This window comes from Bradyrhizobium sp. KZN70725 (assembly GCF_055264925.1).
Map to the genome: position 1 here is coordinate 146,170 of NZ_JBUYWT010000008.1, position 17,831 is coordinate 164,000.

Genomic DNA, 17,831 nt, shown 5'->3' on the forward strand with positions numbered 1-17,831 from the left:
ATTTTTTGGCCCGTCAAGCCGGTTCTCGCGACCTTGGCGAAAATATTCCCGACGCTCGCACGCGCAAGCGTCGACGTTTGCAATGCAGCAACTTCCCCATAATTGCAGCGAATGCGGCGAACAACGATTGCGACCTGGTCCGGAGGACGCAATTCGGTCCGTCCTGATAACAGGGAAGCCGGAAGGTCAGCCGCGGCCAGCATGTTTAGTATACCACTTTACTGAACGTTCAACAAAGCGATTGGGCGCGCGAGCAGCCTCAGCTTCGGCCGAAATCCGCCATTGCCGCGAACCGCACCGGTTTCGCGCCAGAAAACGACCTCACCAAAGCGCGACGAACGCCATCGAACTCAAGCATGGTGCAGCTAGATCAACGAAGCTGATCTTGCTCCGCCGCTCATAACCGGTCTGGTTGCAGGTTCGAGTCCTGCCGGGCCCACCAAGACACGTGGAGCCGTCACCGTTTCAATAGGCGCGCGCGAAGTCACCCTCCTGCTTGATGTCAGTGAATACCGGAAAGCGCGCTTTCCACGGCGTGCCCTTGGCCGTCGTCAGCTTGTTGAGCCGCTCAAGCACGCCGAGGCCATCCTTGCGCAGGCCCGCCGAAACCGCCGCAAGGTCCGGGAAATTCTTCAGGACGGCATCGAGCCAGATGGTGCGACCGGCCAGGAAACCGCCCGCGCCCGCGGCATAGGCGAAGTCGAGGACACGCTCGAATTTTTCCGGCGCGGCGCCGCCCGACAGCAGGACCCAGGGAATGCTCCGCTCGCGGCAGATATCGCCGATTGCATCGAATTCCTTCTGCGCGGCCGTGGCTTCGGCGCTGCCGTCACGGGCCGGCAGGCTGTTGGCCGCGAGGGGACTCTCAAGCTTCAGGAGATCGACGCCGTATTCGGGCTTGGCAAACTCGCGCACGCTATCGATGACGAGGCCCGGCAGCTTGCCGGGCGATTCCACGTAATCGGCGGTGTGATTGGCGCTGCCAAGGAACGGATAGACCAGCAGTTCAAGAACATAGGGAACGTCGTGGCGGGCGCACTCCTCGCCAATCTCGCGCACGAAGCGCTTCTGATGCTCATTGACCGCGGCGTCCGCATCCGGCCGATACCAGGCCAGCACCTTGACGGCGTCGCCGCCCATGGCGCGAATTTTCTCCACACTCCAGTTGGCGATCGCGCGCGACTTGCGACCGCCCGCGGTCTCCTCGACGCGATGCTCCTCCAGCGTCATGATCAGGCCGCAGCGCGGCGGCAACAGATCGATCGCTGCGGGCACGGCAAAATTCGGGTCGAACAACATCGAGCTGCAATGCGGTGCGAGGTTCTCCACGAGGAGCCGCTTGGCCGCCGTGACGTCGGAATATTCGACCTGATCCCGCGTGATTCCCTTCGCCTTCGCAATGGCATCGAACAGCGGCGGCCGCTGATCCAGCGCGACCATGCGAAAGTGGCCTTCCGCGTCAGCAAGGCGGCCCAGCCCGCGGTTCTTTCCAATCGTTCTCATGGCTTCGTCCTCATGAATGCAAGACAGTCGTTGATGGTGGGGATTCCGTTGCGGCCACCGGCGTGGCGACATTTCATCGCGGCCGTGGCTGCAGAAAACGCCATGGCGTTGCGCACATCGAGGCCGACGCCGATCGCAAGGGCATAGGCGCCATGGAAGACGTCGCCGGCGCCGGTGGTATCGACGACATCGACGGCATAGGCGGCGTGCCGGTGCAGCTGGCCATTCTCGTACCAACTGACGCCGCCCTCGCCGCGCGTGACGGCGATGACACTGCAGCCCAGCCGCGCCAGTGCTGCGAGAGATTCGTCTTTGGCAGACCCGGCGAAAGAAGCGAGCGCAGGCTCGGAAAAGATCGCATGGTCGGTCAGGGGCAGCAGTCGCTCGAATACCTCGGCATCAGCCATGTCGCCGTCGAGCACCGTCGGAATGCCGCGCGCACGCGCCTCGCGAAACAGCGTCGCGGCGCCCTCCACCCAACGCGGATCGGCCAGCACCGAGGATGCGCGAGCGACGGCTTCAAGCGGAAGCCAATCGGCCGCTTCCGGAAACAGACCACGGAAGTTCACGATCTGCCGCTCGCCCGAACTGTCGACAATGATCCCCGAGACCGATGAGCGGCCATCGGGAAACAGCCGGAAATTCTCGACGTCGACACCTTCGGCCGCAAAAGCCGACCGCATCTCGTGCCCGGCGGCATCGTCCCCTGCCCGCCCCCAGAACGCGACGGAGGCACCGAGCCGTGCGACCGCGACCGCGGCATTGGCGGCCATTCCGCCGCCAAGGGTACCGTAGTCGATGGCCTTTATCTTCTCGCTGTTGCCCGCAAAGAGCCGATCGACGCGCCAGACCTGATCGAGCGCGGATAGCCCAAGGCAGATCATCTGGACGCCCCTGGCTCCCGTCGCCACATCCGCGAGCGCCGAAAGAGCTGCTATGTTCGCCGACGCGCTCACCGCAAGACCTGCCCGTTCGCTGCATCGAACAAATGCGTCTTGCCCGGCTGCGGCCGCAAGCTAAGGCGATCGCCGGGCTTTGGTCGCAACGACGGATCGACCCTTGCGATCGCGGAGACGCCGGCGAGATCGAAATGGATCAGCGTATCCGAGCCGAGCGGCTCGACCAGCTTGACGTTGATGGCGATGCCGTCCGCCGCATCGGTCGTGACGGCAAAATGTTCAGGACGGATGCCGAGCACGGCATTTCCCGCCTGCTGCAGACGGCTTGCGGCCTCACCGTCCAGCGGCACCGCCGTTGCGCCTTGCGAAAGGATCGCGCGCTCCTCACGCCATTCGACCGGGAAGAAGTTCATGGCGGGCGAGCCGATGAAGCCGGCGACGAACTGGTTGGCCGGCCGCTCGTAGACCGTCTCCGGCGTGTCGTATTGCTGGATCGTCCCGTTCTGGAGCACCACGATCCGGTCGGCCATCGTCATGGCCTCGATCTGGTCATGGGTCACGAAGACCATGGTGGTCTTGAGCTCCTGCGATAGCGCCTTGATCTCGGCCCGCACCTGTCCGCGCAGTTTTGCGTCGAGGTTGGACAACGGCTCGTCGAACAGGAACGCCTTGGGATTGCGCACAATCGCACGGCCCATGGCGACGCGCTGGCGCTGTCCGCCGGAGAGCTCCTTCGGCTTGCGATCGAGATAGGGCTCGATGTGCAGGAGTGCGGCGGCACGCTTCACGCGCGCATCGATCTCCGCCTTTGGCGTTCCCCGCAGCTCCAATGCGAACGACATATTGTCGTAGACGCGCATGTGCGGATAGAGCGCGTAGTCCTGGAACACCATCGCGATGTCGCGCTGTGCAGCTTGCACGCCGTTGACGCGCTTGTCGCCGATGTAGAGGTCACCCGACGTGATCGGCTCGAGACCCGCAATGATTCGCAGCAGGGTCGACTTGCCACAGCCGGACGGCCCGACGAAGACGACGAATTCATGGTCCGCGATCTCCAGATTGAGATCGGGGATCACAGTGAAACTGCCGTAGCGCTTGACGAGGTTGCGGATCGAGATCGAGGCCATGATCGCTTAATCCAGCGCCAGTACCGGCTTGATCAGCTCGCCCCTGGCAAAGCGGGCGAAATTCTCAGGCAGGGCCGACAGGCCGAACTCGCCGTCGACGAGGACGCGGTATTCGTCCTTGAACTTGCGCAGCAGCTCGATGTTCGGCTCGAAATCCGAGACCGGAAAGTAGAAGGTCCGGATCATGTAGAAGTCCTTGCGGCGGAACACCTTGCCCTCCTCGATGGTCCAGGGCGCGGCGTTCTCGCCGACCAGCACCAGCGCGCCGCGCGGCAGGACAAGCTCGATGCCGAGGTTGCGCGCCGCATGCGCGCCGGAGCATTCCATGATGAGAGCAAAGCGCTTCGAGGCGTCGCCCACGGGATGCGCCTTCGCGCCGAAGGATTGCGCGATCTTCAACCGCGTCGCATTGGGGTCGGCAACGTAGATGTCGTTGTAGCTGAGCGCACGGAGCGCCAGCACGACGCCGAGGCCGACCGGCCCGGCGCCCATGACAAGAACAGGTCCGGCCTCACCGGGCGGCACCACGCGGCTGACGAAACGCACGGCGTGGCCCGACGTGCCGATGGTGTCGAGCAGCAGCGGCGCAAGGCTGTCCTCGATGTCATCGGGCACCGGCAGCAAACAGTTTTCCGGCACCGGCACGTATTCGGCGTAGCCGCCCGGCCGGTTCCAGCCGATCAAGCTGGAGACCTCCAGGCACATCTGGGTATCGCCGCGTTTGCAGGCCGCGCAATGGTCGCAGTGGAGTGGAATATAGACGGCACAGCGGCGACCATGCAGCCGGTGACCGGGCTGCTCGACCACGCCGAAAATCTCATGGCCGGCGGTGAACTCTGCGCCCTTGTGCCAGAGCTTGAAGTCCGAACCGCACAGCGCGGTGCGCGAAGCGCGCACGAGCACTTCACCTGTGCCGACGTCAGGCATTGCCACGCGCTCGATGGTGATGCGGTCGCCGCCGTGGAAGACCGCGGCCTGCATGATCGAATTCGGACGGGGTGACACGTTCATCAGATACCTAGCCTTTCACCGCACCGAGCGTCAGTCCGGACACCAGCCAGCGCTGAACCAGGGCAGCCAGCACCAGCGGCGGCAGTGCGATCAGCGTCGCCGCGGCCATGAGAGCGCCCCATTGCGTCGAGCCTTCGCCGATGAAGTTGAAGGCCGCCGCGATCAGCGTCTTGGTGTCGCCGTTGGAGAGCACCAGCGCAAACAGGAAGTAGTTCCATGAGAAGACGAAGGCGAGGATCGCCGAGACGGCGACGCCGGACGCCACCAACGGCAGCGCGATACGCCAGAGGATGCGCGTGACGCTGCATCCGTCGACCTGCGCCGCCTCGAAGACGCTGCGCGGGATGCCGTCGAAGGACGGCAGCAGCACCCAGATCACGATCGGCAGCGTGATGACCGCGTGGCTCAGGATCAGCGCGGTGTAGGAGCCGATCATCCCGACCTGCCGGAACATGACGTACCACGGCAGCAGGAACAGCGTGCCCGGCGCCATGCGCGCCGCGAGCGTCAGGATCGCCGGCCACGAGATCCGTGTCCAGGAGACGGCGAAAGCGGCGGGGATGCCGAACAGTAAGCCGAGCGCCGTCGAGCCGACGGTGACGATGAGGCTGTTGAGCGCATAGCTGAGGAACGGCGTGGTCTTGGTCAGCTCGACATAATTGTCGAGCGTCGGCGTGAAGATCAGCGTCGGCGGATAGGCCGTGACCTCGAACGACGGCTTGAACGAGGACAACACCATCCAGACCGTCGGCGCCATGATGAGCACGCCGGCGAGCACGAGCTGCACGGTGTTGAGCCAGCGGATCCAGCGGTCGGTGTTGGCGGCATCCGTCATGACATCACCACGCCACGGCGCCGCGCAGGCGGTTGAAGGCGAGCACGGCGCCGAACACGATCGCCGTCAGCGTCAGCATCAGGGCGCTGGCGTAACCGATGTTGAAGAACTCGAAACCCACCCGGAAGCCGTAGATGTTGAGCGTGTTCGAAGCGTTGCCGGGGCCGCCCTGGGTGGTGATGTAGATGATGTCGAAGAAGCGCAGGAGATCGACGCTGCGCAGGATGGCCGCGGTGACGATGGTCGGCAGCAGCAGCGGCAGCGTGATGCGCTGGAAGGTCTTGAACGGCGATGCCCCGTCGATCTGCGCGGCCTCGTAGACACTCGGCGGCAGCGATTGCAGGCCGCCCAGCACGATCAAGGCGACATATGGCGTCCACTGCCAGCTGTCGATCAGAGCGACGGTCGGGATAACCCACGTCGGCGACGCCAGCCAGTCCGACGGCGGCAGGCCGAGCGACTGGAGGATGTAGTTGGCCGCGCCCAGCGAGGGATCGAGGATCACCAGCCACATCATGCCCGCCACCACCGGCGGCATCATGAATGGGGAGATGAACAGCGAGCGCACGATTCCCGGCAGGCGCCTGGCGTGAAACAACACCAGAGCCAGCCACACGCCAAAGACGAGCTGGAGCACCAACGATAGCACATAGAGCGCTATGGTGATCCAGAGTCCGTGCCAAAACTCGTAGTCGGAGATCAGCTTTGAATAATTGGCGAGGCCCGCAAAGGACTGCTTGCCGGTCGAGGAGAATGTCTGGAAGCCGAGCCAGATCGTATAGACGACCGGAAACGCGATCATCGCGACCGTGAAGATCACGGCCGGCGCCGAGAGCGCCGCCATTTCCAGCTTCTGCCGGTCCTGCGTGAGTGTCGCAGCCGCGTCCGACATGCGTCCGTTTCCTTGAGAGTGAGGCGCCGGCAGGCATAAGCCTGCCAGCATCAGGCGGTTACTTCTGGGCGATCAGCGCATCGAGCGCCTTGTCAGCATCGGCACAGGCTTGGTCGATCGGCTTCTGCTTCAGGATCAGGTCCTGCACGGCCTGGCCGATGAACTCGCGCGATTCCGGATTGGCGATGATGGGATAGCCGACCTCGGAGGAGCCCTTCGTGGCCAGCACATCGAGCGCAGCCTGCCATTCCTTGCGGACGGGTTCTTCGTCGATCCATTTACGGTACTCAGGATCCTTGGCAACCGACGGCCGCGGCGGGGCAATGCCCTGGAGCGCCATTTTCTTCTGCACCTCGGGGCTGGTTGCCCACTGCACGAAGTACCAGGCCGCGTCCGGCTGCTTGCTGTGCGAAGACACCGCCATGCCCCAGCCGATCGTGGTCGGCACCTGGCCGGCCTCGCCTGCCGGGAACGGCAACAGGCCGGTATCCTTCAGGCGCACGCCGCCCTCCATCACCGTGCGCAACTCGTTCGAGGATTCGAATGCCATCGCGGCGCGGCCGCTGCGGTAGAGCGCCGAAATCTGCTGGAAGCTGTAGTTGACCACACCCGGCGGACCGAAGTCGCGCAGCAGCCGGCTATAGGTGTCGAGTGCTTCCTTGCCCTTGGCCGAGCAGAGGTTCGACTTGCCGCCTGCGATGTAGCTGCCTCCGATGTTGTGCAGCATGTTGCTGAAGGTGTAGGCGACCGCGGGCTTGAGGCCACGCGAGACAAAGGGCGTGACAGCGCTGTCGCAGGTCTTGATCTTCTCGGCCGCCGCCTCGACATCCTTGATGGTCTTCGGCGCCTCAATGCCGCACTTCTTGAAGATGTCGGTGCGGTAATAGAAGATCGGACCTTCGATGTTCATCGGCATGCTGGTCAGCTTGCCGCCGAAGGTCGCGGCCTTGAGCAGGGCCTGGCTCAACCCGGCCGGGTCGTATTCCTTGGCTACCTCGTTCTTGGCCATCGCAGTGAGATCGCCGTACCAGCCGGCCGCGGCGAACTGCTCACCCTCGCGCGAAGGCAGCGTCATGAACACGTCGACCTCGTCGCTGTTCGCATTCATGACGGTGACCAGACGCTGGCGCATCTGTTGTTCCTGATAGCCGTCGACCTTCAGGGTCATGCCGGTCAGCTTCTCGAAATCGGCCTTGTAGGTCAGCAGTGCCTGCGCGACCGGATTGTTATTGGCGAGAAAGGTGACGGTCCTGCCCTTGAACTTCATCCAGTCGAAATCGGCCGCATGAGCCTGCGCGCTGACGGCGACAAGCGCGAGAACGGGCAACGCGACGTGCGTCGCGAGCATCCTGACCTTCATCGAACTCTCCTCCCCGGCTGGCCGCCTTAAGCTGGCGGGCCATTTTGAACGCGGCTTGAAAACGGTTACAATCTAGACCTCACATCGGTTGTGTCAAGCAATGGACAAACCGGATATTCTGCGGCAAATTTACGAGATTGCCGCTACCACGCGGTTTGCCCCATCGAATGTAACGTTACATTGATACGATTGACCAACGCCAAATCCGTGAAACAGGGCATCCGCGCCGTCGCAGCCCGTGCCGGCGTCTCAACGGCCTCGGTGTCGCGCGCGCTCAACAATCCCGATGCGGTGAGCCCTTCCCTGCGGGCGCGCATCGAACAGGCCATCGACGCGCTCGGCTACATTCCGCATGCGCCGGCGCGCATCCTGTCGTCACGGCGCTCGCGCACGCTTGGCGCGATCGTTCCGACCATCGACAACACGATGTTCGCGCGCGGCATCGCCTCGCTGCAGCAGTATCTCTCCTCGGTCGGATACATGCTGTTTCTCACCACGAGCGGCTACGATCTCGACGTCGAATTGCAGCAAGCGCGCAATTTGATCAGCCGCGGCGTCGATGGACTTGTGCTGCGCGGTGATTGCCATCACGAGGGACTGCGCAAGTTGCTTGCGGACAACGCGGTTCCCTTCATCAATGTCGGCATCTACCAGCCTGATCGACCCCACCCGTGCGTCGGAACCAACAACGAAGCGGCCGCCCATCGCGCCGCTGCGCATGTCATCGAGCTTGGCCACCGCCGCATCGGGATCGTCTCGGCGCTCCAGCGCAACAACGACCGCGCCAGCGCTCGCGTCGCCGGCTTTCGCCGCGCGCTCACCGAGAACGGCCTGGAGCTTCCGCCGCAATGGCATGTCGAGGTGCCCTACACGCTGGATGACGCGCGCGAAGCGGCCCGCTATCTCCTCAACCTGAAGGATCGTCCGACCGCCGTCGTCTGCGGCAACGATGTGATCGCCTACGGCGTGTTGCTCGAGGCGGAGCGCGATGGATTTTCGGTGCCGCGTGACCTGTCGGTGGTCGGCTTCGACGATCTCGACTGGAGCCGCCACTTGCGGCCGAGCCTGACCACGATCCACGTACCGACCGGAGAAACCTGGCAGCGCGCCGGGGAATATCTGGTGCGCAGCCTCGCCGGCGAGCAGACCATCATGCATCGCGAGATCGACTTCTCCCTGGTGGTCCGTGAATCGACGGCTCCCCCTCTCAAATCCTGAAGCGAGACCCCTCCAATGCGCTCAAACTTCTCTCTTGCGTCCGACTTCCATGCCGTGGTGATCGGCGGCGCCGGCGACATTGGCGCCGCAATCAGCAATCAGTTTTGCGACCTCGGCGCGACAGTGACCGCAACGGCGGCCAACGAGACCGATCTGGCGCGCACTTTGCTGAAATCGCGCGCCGGACTCACACTCGCGACGCTCGACGTCACGAACGACGACGCTGTCGCTTCTTTTGCCCGACAGCAAAAGCGCGTCGATGCGCTGGTCAACTGCGCGGGAATCCTCGCCCGCGACAAGGAATACGAGATCGAGACCTTCATGAAGGTGCTCGACGTCAATCTCACGGGCACTTTTCGAACCTGCATGGCGTTCCGCCCGCTTCTCGCCGAGAGCAAGGGCTCGATCGTCAATCTTGCCTCGATGAACGCGACCTTGGCGCTGCCGCGAATCCCGGCTTATTGCGCCAGCAAGGGCGGTGTCGTGATGCTGACCAAGGCGCTCGCGTTGGCATGGGCCGAGCAAGGCATCCGGGTCAATGCGGTTGCGCCCGGCTATATCGAAACGGCGATCAATGCGGCCGGCCGCACCGATCGCGCGCACTATCAGCGCATCGCCGACCGCACCGCGTTCAAGCGGTGGGGTCAGCCGGAGGACATTGCGGGAGCCGTCGCATTCCTCTGCATGCCGGCATCACAATATGCGACCGGCACCGTCGTCGCGGTGGATGGCGGGTTTCTTGCCGGATGAGCCAAGAAACCAACGGATACGGCCTGCATAATGTCGCCGGAAATGTTTGGGAATGGTACGAGGACCGCCTCGCACCGTCGGGAGTCCCCTTGAATCGCGAGCCTGCACCGAACCGCTCGACGCGCGGTGAATCCTGCCTCGAGTCCCACGGCAGCCGCCACCGCTTCGCAGCGCGAAACCCGAACGCGCCGGTCGGCTCGTCGGGCACGACCGGCTTCCGTGTCGTGCGCACCGGGCAGCTGCGGGATTCGGCATAGGATGACGCTGGCGACAAATGCCGCGAAGCCGGCCCCTGCTCCCGGCACCCGTCTGTTGCCGCAGTTCTTGCGCAATTTCGTGCGCAATCGCGAGACCGGCCTCGTGCTGGTCGGCATTGTCGTCGGGTTGCTGAGCGGCGTCCTCGTTGCCGCGATCTCGGGCCTCAGCCAGGCTTCGCACGCGCTGCTGTTCGACATTCCCCTCGACGCACATCTGAGCGCCACCGGCGTGATTTCCTGGCAGCGCACCCTGCTGATCCCGGCAGTTGGCGGCCTGGTCCTGGCGCTGATCGGGCTGTACTTCGCGCGGCGCGTCAAGGGACAGCAGCTCGCTGACGCGATCGAAGCCAACGCGCTCTATGGCGGCCGGGTGTCGTTCCGCGGCAGCCTGCTGATCTCGATCCAGACTCTGCTGTCCAACGGGTTCGGCGGATCGGTCGGACTGGAAGCGGGATACACGCAAATCTGCTCGATGTTTGGCTCCCATGTCGGCCAGCGCCTCGCCGCCCGCCGCAACGACATGCGGCTGTTGGTGGCCTGCGGCGCGGCGGGGGCGATCAGCGCAGCCTTTTCGGCTCCACTGGCCGGCGCCTTCTATGCCTTCGAGGTCGTGCTGGGAGCCTACACCTCGGCCGCCCTCGTGCCCGTCATCGCCAGCGCCGTCACGGCCTGGCTGGTGGCGCGGGGGTTGACGCATCAGTCCTTTCTGATGGTGCCGGGCTTCCCATCGCCCGTGTCCGTCGAGATGATCGGACAGACCGTGCTGATCGGCATCATTTGCGCATTCGTCAGCATCCTCGTCATGCTCGCGGTCGCATTTTCCGAACGTTGCTTTCAGCGGGTCACGCTTTTCAGCGGCTTCGTGCGCCCGATCCTCGGCGGTCTGCTGCTCGGCGGCCTCGCCCTGCTGACGCCGACCGTGCTCGGCGCCGGCCACGGCGCAATGCAAATCCTGCTGGTCAGCAATCCGAGCTGGCTCCTGCTCACGACGACCATCGTGCTCAAGATCCTGGCATCGGCCGTCTCGCTCGGCTCCGGCTTTCGCGGCGGACTGTTCTTCGCCTCGCTGCTGCTCGGCGCGCTGATCGGGCAGCTCTACAGCGTCGTGCTGACCGGCCCCTTCCCCACGCTCGCGCTTCAGCCCGGCACCGCTGCCATCGCGGCTCTCGCCGCACTCGGAACCGGCGTACTGGGCGCACCGTTCAGCATGGTTTGTCTCGCGCTCGAAATCACCGGCGATTTCTCCGTGACCGTCGGGGCGGTGGTCGCATCATCGGTCTGCGCGCTCATCGTCCGCGAGTTGTTCGGCTACAGTTTTGCGACATGGCGCTTCCATCTGCGCGGCGAGGTGATCCGCGGTCCGCAGGACATCGGTTGGGTCCGTCAGATGAGCGCGGCCTCCCTGATGCGCGCCGACTTCGAGAATGCACTGACGACCATGCCGATCGGCGAGGCGCAGAAGCTGTTCTCGCCGGCCCAGGTCCGACAGGTCGTGCTGCGCGATCCGAACGGCAGCTATGCCGGCATCGTTGCGGCGGCGACGCTGCATTCCGTCACCAATCGGGACGACGATCCGCTCGGGTCGCTGGCCCAGCAGCAGGATGAGTACCTGCTTCCGACCACGTCGGTTCGCGAGATCCTGAAGGCCTTTGAACGGAGCGAAGCCGACGTCCTCGCGGTCATTGACCGTGCCGACCACCGCGTCACGATTGGTACCTTAAGCGAATCCCATGTGCTGCGCACCTATGGGGAAGAGCTCGAACGCCGGAACCAGGAGCTGTTTTCGCGGTGATGCTTGCGCGCTATGGCCTTAGATCCATATCGATCCGCACAAAATCGCCGCGATAGGTGACTTCACCGAGATAGATCACGGTGCGATCGCTCGCCGTGAAGACACGGCGGACTTCGGCGACCGGCGAATTCAAAGGCACGCGTAGCAGCCGCGCCGCCTCGATGTCCGCGGTTCCGATGGTCAATGTCTGGCGGGCGCTGGCGATCGCCGGATCCCTGAGATCGTTGAGGATCGGGATCACCGTCTCGTTGCGAAAGCGCTTGGGAGACCTGCGAAAGATCTTCTCATCGAGATAGATGGAAATGACGCAATAAGGCTGCTTCTGGCGCGAGTGCAGACGGCGCATGAAGACATATTTCTCGGCCGGCTTGCCGTCTTCTGGAAGCAACGGCGCATCGCTCCGGCTTTCCGAGATGTTGATGATCTCCGGCGAGGTGTCGCGGTACATGTCCGCGAGATCGGACAGTGTGGTCTCGACCTTGAGCCAGCGGTCCTGTCGTACAGTCCCGGTGACGAAGGTGCCGCGGCCTTGCTGCGCCTCAATGACACCGTCGCGGGCGAGCAACTCAACGGCCTGCCTGATGGTGACGCGCGAGACGCCGAACTCGGCCGCCAGATCCTCGTTGGCCGGCAGGCGAAAACCTTGACTCCAGACACCGCGCGCAATCCGCTGGCGAAAGATATCGGCAATCTGCGCGTATTTGGGGACGCGACTGTCGGAACTCAATTCCATCTCGCCCTCCGGAAATCAAGCGGCCCAATCACGGCATGACAAGGGCTGCACCGCGTTCCCCGATCATCAGGCTGGTCGCATTGGTGTTGGCCGAGGTGATCTGCGGCATCACCGAGGCGTCGATCACGCGCAGCCGCTCGACGCCGCGCACCCGCAGCTGCGGATCGAGGACTGCCCGCTCGTCGCTGCCCATGCGGCAGGTGCCCACGCAGTGAAACACCGTGCCGCCGGTGTTGCGCGCAAACTCCCACAGCCCGGCATCGTTACTTGCGGCCTCGCCCGGCACCATTTCGACGTCCCAGAGCGGGCGGAACGCCTTTTGCTGATAGATCTCGCGCAAGATCTTCAGGCCGGCAACAATGGTCTTGCGGTCGATCTCCTCGGCGAAATAATTGGGCGCGATCAGCGGCTGCTCGAACGGATCGGCCGAGCGGATCGCGAGCTGTCCGCGCGACCGGCCGTGGCATTGCCAGACCGAGGCCGTGAAGCCGGAATAGCTGTGGAGGGGTTCGCCGGGCTTGTCGACGGAGAGCGGCATCACGTTGAACTGCACGTCGGGACGGCCGCCGACCGCATATTCGGTACAGGCCGCTCCGCCCACCTGTCCCGCCCCCACCGTCAACGGCCCTCGCCCGGCCAGCATCCATTGCAACCCCATCTTCGCGAGTTCGACAGGATGGCGGACCTGGTCATTGAGCGAGATCCGCTCCTTCAGGCGCACGATCAGCCGCGCCTGGTAGTGGTCCTGCAGATTGGAGCCGACTTCGGGCGAGTCGGTGGCGACGGCAATGCCGTGCTTGCGAAGCAGGTCGGCCGGACCGATCCCGGAAAGCTGGAGGATTTGCGGCGATTGCAGCGCGCCGCCCGACAGGATCACCTCGCGATCGGCTGTCGCGCGATGAACCTGCCCTTTGCTGATCCACTCGACGCCGATCGCGACGCGGCCGTTGAAAATGACTTTGCTCACCTGCGCATGCGTGATGATGGTCAGGTTGCGCCGGTCGGCAATCGGTCGAAGAAAGGCGGATGCCGAGCTGGTCCGCCAATGCCGCCCGATGCCAAGCTGATAGGCACCGACGCCAAGCGTCGTCGCGCCGTTGAAGTCGGGATTGCGCGGCAGGCCGAACTGCACGCCCGCCTCTACCCAGGCCCTCGACGCCGGGTTGTCGTTCCGGAGGTCGGAGACCTCGAACTCACCGAGGCCGCCGTGAAACTGGCTCTCGCCGCCGCGATAGCGCTCGTAGCGCCGGAAATAGGGCAGGACGTCGCGATAGTTCCAGCCGTCGGCGCCGAGACGTTCCCAGTCGTCAAAATCCTCGTGCTGGCCGCGGATGAAGATCAGGCCGTTGATCGACGACGATCCGCCGAGCACGCGGCCACGCGGCCAGACGATGGCGCGGCCGCCGCTTCCTTCCGACGGCTCGGTCTTGAACAGGCGCGAGAAGCGCTCGTCGTAGATGGTCCGGTAATACCCGACCGGCAGCTTGAGCCAGAAATTCCGGTCCGATCCGCCGGCTTCGAGCAACAACACGCGGCAGGCAGGATCGGCCGACAGTCTGTTTGCGACCACACAGCCGGCCGACCCCGCACCGACGATGATGTAATCGTAGCCAAGCCCCGACATCACGCGGTCCGGTATTGTTCGATCGAGGCAAGATCGGGCGCAATGCCGAGACCCGCCTCGTCGCCGAGCTCGATCATTCCATCGCTGACGTGAAGCACGGGGCCGCAGAATTGATCCCGCAGCGGGTTCTCGTTGCTGTCGACCTCCAGCAATCCCTCGCCGCCGACGCCCGCCAGCAGATGCGCCGACGCCAACAGGCCGATGCCGGCGCCGAGATAGTGCGGACAGAACATCTTGCCTGACGTCAGGATGTCGCGGGCGATGCCGGCGCAAGCCGAAAGCCCGCCCCACTTGGCGATGTCAGGCTGGACGACACCGAGAACCGGCTCGCTCAGCACCTCGGCAAAGCCGGCGTAGCTCGCGATGTTCTCACCGGCCGCGAGCGGAAAACGGATCGTCTCGTGCAGCTGCTTCCATTCCTGCCGCGGACGGTCCGCGCGGATCGGCTCCTCGAGCCAGGCAAGGCCGAACGGCTCGAGCTGCGGCGCACGCTCGAGCGCCTGCGCGATGGTCCAACCCTGGTTGACATCGGCCGCAAGCATGCCATTGCCGACGAGGTCGCGCAGCGCGGCGAGGTTGGCCCGGTCGTCTGCCGGATCGAAGCCGATCTTCAGCTTCAAGGCGCGATAGCCGCGGCCGAGCGCCGCTTCCGCCGCTCGCTCCGATCCGACCGGATTGATACCGCTGGCATAGACCTTGATCCGGCTCCGCGATCCGCCGAGCAATTCCCACAACGCAACGTTCCGGCGGCGCGCATGGAGATCCCAGACGGCGAGATCGATGCCGGCGATCGATTGCGCGAATGGGCCCGCTTCGCCGGATTGCAACGCGAGCACCGAAGTTCCCTGCGTCAGTCGCTCGAATGCGGCACCAGGTTCGCTTGCCCTGAATCCGACAAGCGCCGGTGCCAGGACCTCATTGACCAGCCGAACACGATGCTCGGCGCCCGGCGCCGGAAAGTTGCACCAGACCTCGCCCCAGCCCACGTAACCGTCCGTGTCCTCGACCCGAACGAACACGGCAGGCCGGTCCCCCATCCGCCCGAACGAGGTGATGACCGGTGTCGTCAGAGGATAGCGAAAGCCAAAGGCCTGGACGCTCCGGATGGTGAAAGGCGGCGATGTCATGCGCGGAAACCTGCGGCGCCTACGACCAAAGCGGCGCTTGTATGGTCATCCTATTTATAATATGACTTGGGCAAACATCAACTGCAATCTGGGTGGACGCGTCGAATGGACGGAGCTGGCGTGAGACGCTTTGGTCTCGGGTTGATACCGTGGGTCGGTGCGATCCTGCTCTGGTATGCCGTGCGCTGGAGCGGCTTCGTCAACGCATCGCTGATCCCCGCCCCGCACCAGGTCGCCGCGAAGTTCGTCGAGCTTCTCACCAAGGAAGGCCTCCTGATCGACATCTTCGCCTCGACCAGGCGCGTCTTTTTCGGCGTCTCGCTTGGAATTCTGGTCGCGGTGCCGGTCGGCTTTCTGCTCGGATGGTATCGCCCGGCCCGCACCTTCGCCGACCCTATGATCAATTTCTTCCGCGCGCTGCCGCCGATCGCGCTGATCCCGCTCGTCATCGTCTATTTCGGCGTGGACGAGCTCGCAAAGCTCGTCATCCTGTTCTACGCCTCGTTCTTCTCCGGCGTGATCGTCATGTATGAGGGGGTCTCGCAGATCACGCCGCTCTATATCCGCGTGGCGCAGACGCTAGGCGCCAATCAGGCGGAAATCTTTCGCAAGGTGATCATTCCCCTCACCGTTCCGCACATCCTCACCGCGCTGCGGGTCGCGCTTGGCGTGGCCTGGGCGACGCTGGTGGCATCCGAACTGATCGCGGCCCAGCGTGGGCTTGGCGCCATGATCCAGAATGCGTCGACCTACTTCCTGCTCGACGTCATCTATGTCGGCATCATCTGCATCGGCCTGATCGCGCTGATCATGGACATGATCCTGCGCAAGATCACGGCCCGGTTGCTGGTCTGGCAGGATCGGGCCATCGCATGACCACGCGTGCACAATTCGACAAGGTTTCGCTTGCCTTCGAGACCCCGAAGGGACGCCTCAACGTCGTCGAGGATGTCAGCTACGATATCAGCGATGGCGATTTCATCGCAGTGATCGGCCCTTCAGGCTGCGGCAAGACCACGATGATGAGCATGCTCGCGGGCTTCCAGAAGCCGACGACCGGAAGCGTGCTGTTCGACGGGCGGCCCGTCACGGGTCCTGGTCCCGAGCGCGGCGTCATCTTCCAGGAATATGGCGTCTTCCCGTGGCTGACGGTGAAACAGAACATCGCTTTCGGCCTGACGCTCCGGGCCAATCACGTCGCGGCCGGCGAGCGTGATTCGATCTGCGATCACTATCTCGGCCTGATGGGGCTGTCCGACTTCGCCAACTCCTATCCGAAGCACTTGTCCGGCGGCATGCGGCAGCGGCTCGCGATCGCGCGGGCTTACGCGGTCAAGCCGCAGTTCCTGCTGATGGACGAGCCGTTCGGTGCGCTCGACGCCCAGACCCGTTCCAACATGCAGAACCTGCTGCTCAAGGTGCTCCAGACCGAAGGCAAGACGGTCATGCTGATCACCCACTCCGTGGAGGAGGCGATCTATCTCGCGTCCCGCATCGTGGTCGTGACCGCGCGGCCGGCGCGGATCAGGCAGATCATCGACGTGCCGTTCGCCTATCCGCGCGATGAATCGATCCAGGAACGGCCCGAATTCGGCGAGTTGCGAAGCTATATCAAGCATCTGGTGATGGACGAGTATCGCGCCCAGCAGGCGCAGATGCGTCCGGTCTCATTCTCGGAATAACAACACAGCGGAGGACGACCTATGGATCGGCGACAATTTCTGACCACGACGGCCGGGCTTGCCCTGGGGTCCTTCACCGCCGCAGCCCCTGCGATTGCTCAGGCAAAAACAAAAGTTCGGGTCGGCTATCTGCACACCGTTGCCGTCGACGGCCAGATCTGGACCGGCATGGACCGCGGTTCCTTCGAAAAGCAGGGACTGGATCTCGAGCTGCGGCAGTTCAATACCGGCCTCGAAATCTTCCAGGCGCTGATCGGCGGCAGCCTCGACGTGCTGGCGACGGGCGCCGTGCTCTCGAACTTCCCCGCCCGGGGCCAGGGCAAGGTCTTCCTCATCAACGACATCGAGGTCGCGACCGCACAGCTCTGGGTGCGCGGCGATCAGGGCATCAAGTCATTCGAGGATCTGAAGGGCAAGCGGATCGCAACTGCGACCGGCACCACCGCGCATGTGTTCCTGGACACCGCGCTGCGCGCGAACAAGGTCGATCCCAAACAGGTCGAGCTCGTCAACCAGACCATGCCGGCCGCCGTAACCGCCTTCATTTCAGGGGCGGTGCCTGCCGTCGCGCTCTGGGTGCCTTTCAACGTGACGGTTCGCGACAAGGTGCCGGGCGCGGTCAAGCTCGCCGACGCCTCAGCCTATTATCCAAAGGCCGCGATCATCGGCGGCTGGGCCGCGGCCAACGACTATTACGAGCCCAACAAGGAAACGCTGGCGAAGCTGATCCGTGGCTGGGCCGATGCCAATGACTACATCATCGCGAACAGTACCGAAGCGATGGAAAAGCTGCAGAAGGGCCATTACAGCCAGACGCCGATGGCCGACATCGACGAATCGTTCAAGGCGCAGAAGATGTTCTCGTCGCGGGACTGGAAGCGGATGTATTCCGACGGCACGGTCACCAACTGGCTGCAGCAATCGACCGACTTCTTCATGGCCAATGCCGGCATCAAGGACTTTACCCCGGCAAGCAAATATTTCGATCCGAGCCTGTATTTGAAAACGATTGCGTGACGCA

Annotated in this window: 17 protein-coding genes; 7 read left to right on the top strand and 10 right to left on the bottom strand. The window is 63.9% G+C overall.

Annotated elements, in window-relative coordinates; translation table 11 throughout:
- Positions 1 to 465 precede the first annotated feature (465 nt).
- From ACZBJS_RS10455 to ACZBJS_RS10485, 7 genes are read right to left on the bottom strand one after another with little or no spacing between them, the layout of a single operon-like run.
- The gene (locus tag ACZBJS_RS10455) at positions 466 to 1,503 is read right to left on the bottom strand and encodes a tagatose 1,6-diphosphate aldolase (protein ID WP_316396326.1); all 1,038 of its coding nucleotides are present in this window, start codon (positions 1,501 to 1,503) and stop codon (positions 466 to 468) included.
- Positions 1,500 to 2,459 carry a sugar kinase gene (locus tag ACZBJS_RS10460; RefSeq protein ID WP_316396325.1) on the bottom strand — a complete coding sequence of 320 codons (960 nt, stop codon included), beginning with the start codon at positions 2,457 to 2,459 and terminating at the stop codon, positions 1,500 to 1,502. Before ACZBJS_RS10460 ends, ACZBJS_RS10455 begins: the two co-directional genes overlap by 4 nt.
- On the bottom strand, positions 2,456 to 3,529 hold the full coding sequence (locus tag ACZBJS_RS10465) for an ABC transporter ATP-binding protein (protein WP_168856297.1): 1,074 nt from the start codon (positions 3,527 to 3,529) through the stop codon (positions 2,456 to 2,458). Before ACZBJS_RS10465 ends, ACZBJS_RS10460 begins: the two co-directional genes overlap by 4 nt.
- Before the next feature lie 6 nt (positions 3,530 to 3,535).
- Positions 3,536 to 4,540 carry a zinc-dependent alcohol dehydrogenase family protein gene (locus ACZBJS_RS10470; RefSeq protein ID WP_316396323.1) on the bottom strand — a complete coding sequence of 335 codons (1,005 nt, stop codon included), beginning with the start codon at positions 4,538 to 4,540 and terminating at the stop codon, positions 3,536 to 3,538.
- A gap of 7 nt (positions 4,541 to 4,547) precedes the next feature.
- Positions 4,548 to 5,375: a carbohydrate ABC transporter permease gene (locus ACZBJS_RS10475; protein WP_028335651.1), complete on the bottom strand. Its 828-nt coding sequence runs from the start codon at positions 5,373 to 5,375 to the stop codon at positions 4,548 to 4,550.
- Positions 5,376 to 5,379: 4 nt separating this feature from the next.
- Entirely contained in the window at positions 5,380 to 6,267 is an 888-nt protein-coding gene (locus tag ACZBJS_RS10480; RefSeq protein ID WP_316396321.1) for a carbohydrate ABC transporter permease, read from the bottom strand.
- 58 nt (positions 6,268 to 6,325) lie between these two features.
- Entirely contained in the window at positions 6,326 to 7,627 is a 1,302-nt protein-coding gene (locus tag ACZBJS_RS10485) for an ABC transporter substrate-binding protein (protein ID WP_316396320.1), read from the bottom strand.
- 183 nt (positions 7,628 to 7,810) lie between these two features.
- Here ACZBJS_RS10485 and ACZBJS_RS10490 point away from each other — a divergent pair, with 183 nt between their 5' ends.
- Genes ACZBJS_RS10490 through ACZBJS_RS10505 form a run of 4 tightly spaced genes read left to right on the top strand, consistent with a single transcriptional unit; the run spans position 7,811 to position 11,644 of the window.
- Positions 7,811 to 8,845 carry a LacI family DNA-binding transcriptional regulator gene (locus tag ACZBJS_RS10490; protein WP_057021071.1) on the top strand — a complete coding sequence of 345 codons (1,035 nt, stop codon included), beginning with the start codon at positions 7,811 to 7,813 and terminating at the stop codon, positions 8,843 to 8,845.
- A gap of 15 nt (positions 8,846 to 8,860) precedes the next feature.
- Positions 8,861 to 9,595, top strand: coding sequence for an SDR family NAD(P)-dependent oxidoreductase (locus tag ACZBJS_RS10495; RefSeq protein ID WP_316396318.1), 735 nt, complete (start codon positions 8,861 to 8,863; stop codon positions 9,593 to 9,595).
- Complete coding sequence (locus ACZBJS_RS10500) at positions 9,592 to 9,852, top strand: SUMF1/EgtB/PvdO family nonheme iron enzyme (protein ID WP_057021025.1); 261 nt, start codon at positions 9,592 to 9,594, stop codon at positions 9,850 to 9,852. Before ACZBJS_RS10495 ends, ACZBJS_RS10500 begins: the two co-directional genes overlap by 4 nt.
- 1 nt (position 9,853) lies before the next feature.
- On the top strand, positions 9,854 to 11,644 hold the full coding sequence (locus ACZBJS_RS10505) for a chloride channel protein (protein WP_092086040.1): 1,791 nt from the start codon (positions 9,854 to 9,856) through the stop codon (positions 11,642 to 11,644).
- 10 nt (positions 11,645 to 11,654) lie between these two features.
- Here ACZBJS_RS10505 and ACZBJS_RS10510 read toward each other — a convergent pair whose 3' ends face one another.
- Genes ACZBJS_RS10510 through ACZBJS_RS10520 form a run of 3 tightly spaced genes read right to left on the bottom strand, consistent with a single transcriptional unit; the run spans position 11,655 to position 15,128 of the window.
- Positions 11,655 to 12,377: a GntR family transcriptional regulator gene (locus tag ACZBJS_RS10510; RefSeq protein WP_316396315.1), complete on the bottom strand. Its 723-nt coding sequence runs from the start codon at positions 12,375 to 12,377 to the stop codon at positions 11,655 to 11,657.
- 28 nt (positions 12,378 to 12,405) lie between these two features.
- Positions 12,406 to 14,001 carry a GMC family oxidoreductase gene (locus tag ACZBJS_RS10515; RefSeq protein WP_316396313.1) on the bottom strand — a complete coding sequence of 532 codons (1,596 nt, stop codon included), beginning with the start codon at positions 13,999 to 14,001 and terminating at the stop codon, positions 12,406 to 12,408.
- Entirely contained in the window at positions 14,001 to 15,128 is a 1,128-nt protein-coding gene (locus tag ACZBJS_RS10520) for a mandelate racemase/muconate lactonizing enzyme family protein (protein WP_316396312.1), read from the bottom strand. Before ACZBJS_RS10520 ends, ACZBJS_RS10515 begins: the two co-directional genes overlap by 1 nt.
- Before the next feature lie 120 nt (positions 15,129 to 15,248).
- Between ACZBJS_RS10520 and ACZBJS_RS10525 the strand changes: the two genes are divergently transcribed.
- Genes ACZBJS_RS10525 through ACZBJS_RS10535 form a run of 3 tightly spaced genes read left to right on the top strand, consistent with a single transcriptional unit; the run spans position 15,249 to position 17,827 of the window.
- Positions 15,249 to 16,004, top strand: a complete 756-nt coding sequence (locus tag ACZBJS_RS10525; protein ID WP_225163506.1) for an ABC transporter permease — start codon at positions 15,249 to 15,251, stop codon at positions 16,002 to 16,004.
- Positions 16,001 to 16,810 carry an ABC transporter ATP-binding protein gene (locus ACZBJS_RS10530; protein WP_316396310.1) on the top strand — a complete coding sequence of 270 codons (810 nt, stop codon included), beginning with the start codon at positions 16,001 to 16,003 and terminating at the stop codon, positions 16,808 to 16,810. Before ACZBJS_RS10525 ends, ACZBJS_RS10530 begins: the two co-directional genes overlap by 4 nt.
- Before the next feature lie 21 nt (positions 16,811 to 16,831).
- Positions 16,832 to 17,827 carry an ABC transporter substrate-binding protein gene (locus ACZBJS_RS10535; RefSeq protein ID WP_028335663.1) on the top strand — a complete coding sequence of 332 codons (996 nt, stop codon included), beginning with the start codon at positions 16,832 to 16,834 and terminating at the stop codon, positions 17,825 to 17,827.
- The last annotated feature ends 4 nt before the right edge of the window (positions 17,828 to 17,831 follow it).

Coding starts and splice junctions, on each gene's coding strand:
- ACZBJS_RS10455 (WP_316396326.1), bottom strand. CDS start 1,503: ATGAGAACGATTGGAAAGAACCGCGGGCTGGGCCGCCTTGCTGACGCG.
- ACZBJS_RS10465 (WP_168856297.1), bottom strand. CDS start 3,529: ATGGCCTCGATCTCGATCCGCAACCTCGTCAAGCGCTACGGCAGTTTC.
- ACZBJS_RS10470 (WP_316396323.1), bottom strand. CDS start 4,540: ATGAACGTGTCACCCCGTCCGAATTCGATCATGCAGGCCGCGGTCTTC.
- ACZBJS_RS10475 (WP_028335651.1), bottom strand. CDS start 5,375: ATGACGGATGCCGCCAACACCGACCGCTGGATCCGCTGGCTCAACACC.
- ACZBJS_RS10480 (WP_316396321.1), bottom strand. CDS start 6,267: ATGTCGGACGCGGCTGCGACACTCACGCAGGACCGGCAGAAGCTGGAA.
- ACZBJS_RS10485 (WP_316396320.1), bottom strand. CDS start 7,627: ATGAAGGTCAGGATGCTCGCGACGCACGTCGCGTTGCCCGTTCTCGCG.
- ACZBJS_RS10495 (WP_316396318.1), top strand. CDS start 8,861: ATGCGCTCAAACTTCTCTCTTGCGTCCGACTTCCATGCCGTGGTGATC.
- ACZBJS_RS10500 (WP_057021025.1), top strand. CDS start 9,592: ATGAGCCAAGAAACCAACGGATACGGCCTGCATAATGTCGCCGGAAAT.
- ACZBJS_RS10505 (WP_092086040.1), top strand. CDS start 9,854: ATGACGCTGGCGACAAATGCCGCGAAGCCGGCCCCTGCTCCCGGCACC.
- ACZBJS_RS10510 (WP_316396315.1), bottom strand. CDS start 12,377: ATGGAATTGAGTTCCGACAGTCGCGTCCCCAAATACGCGCAGATTGCC.
- ACZBJS_RS10515 (WP_316396313.1), bottom strand. CDS start 14,001: ATGTCGGGGCTTGGCTACGATTACATCATCGTCGGTGCGGGGTCGGCC.
- ACZBJS_RS10520 (WP_316396312.1), bottom strand. CDS start 15,128: ATGACATCGCCGCCTTTCACCATCCGGAGCGTCCAGGCCTTTGGCTTT.
- ACZBJS_RS10530 (WP_316396310.1), top strand. CDS start 16,001: ATGACCACGCGTGCACAATTCGACAAGGTTTCGCTTGCCTTCGAGACC.
- ACZBJS_RS10535 (WP_028335663.1), top strand. CDS start 16,832: ATGGATCGGCGACAATTTCTGACCACGACGGCCGGGCTTGCCCTGGGG.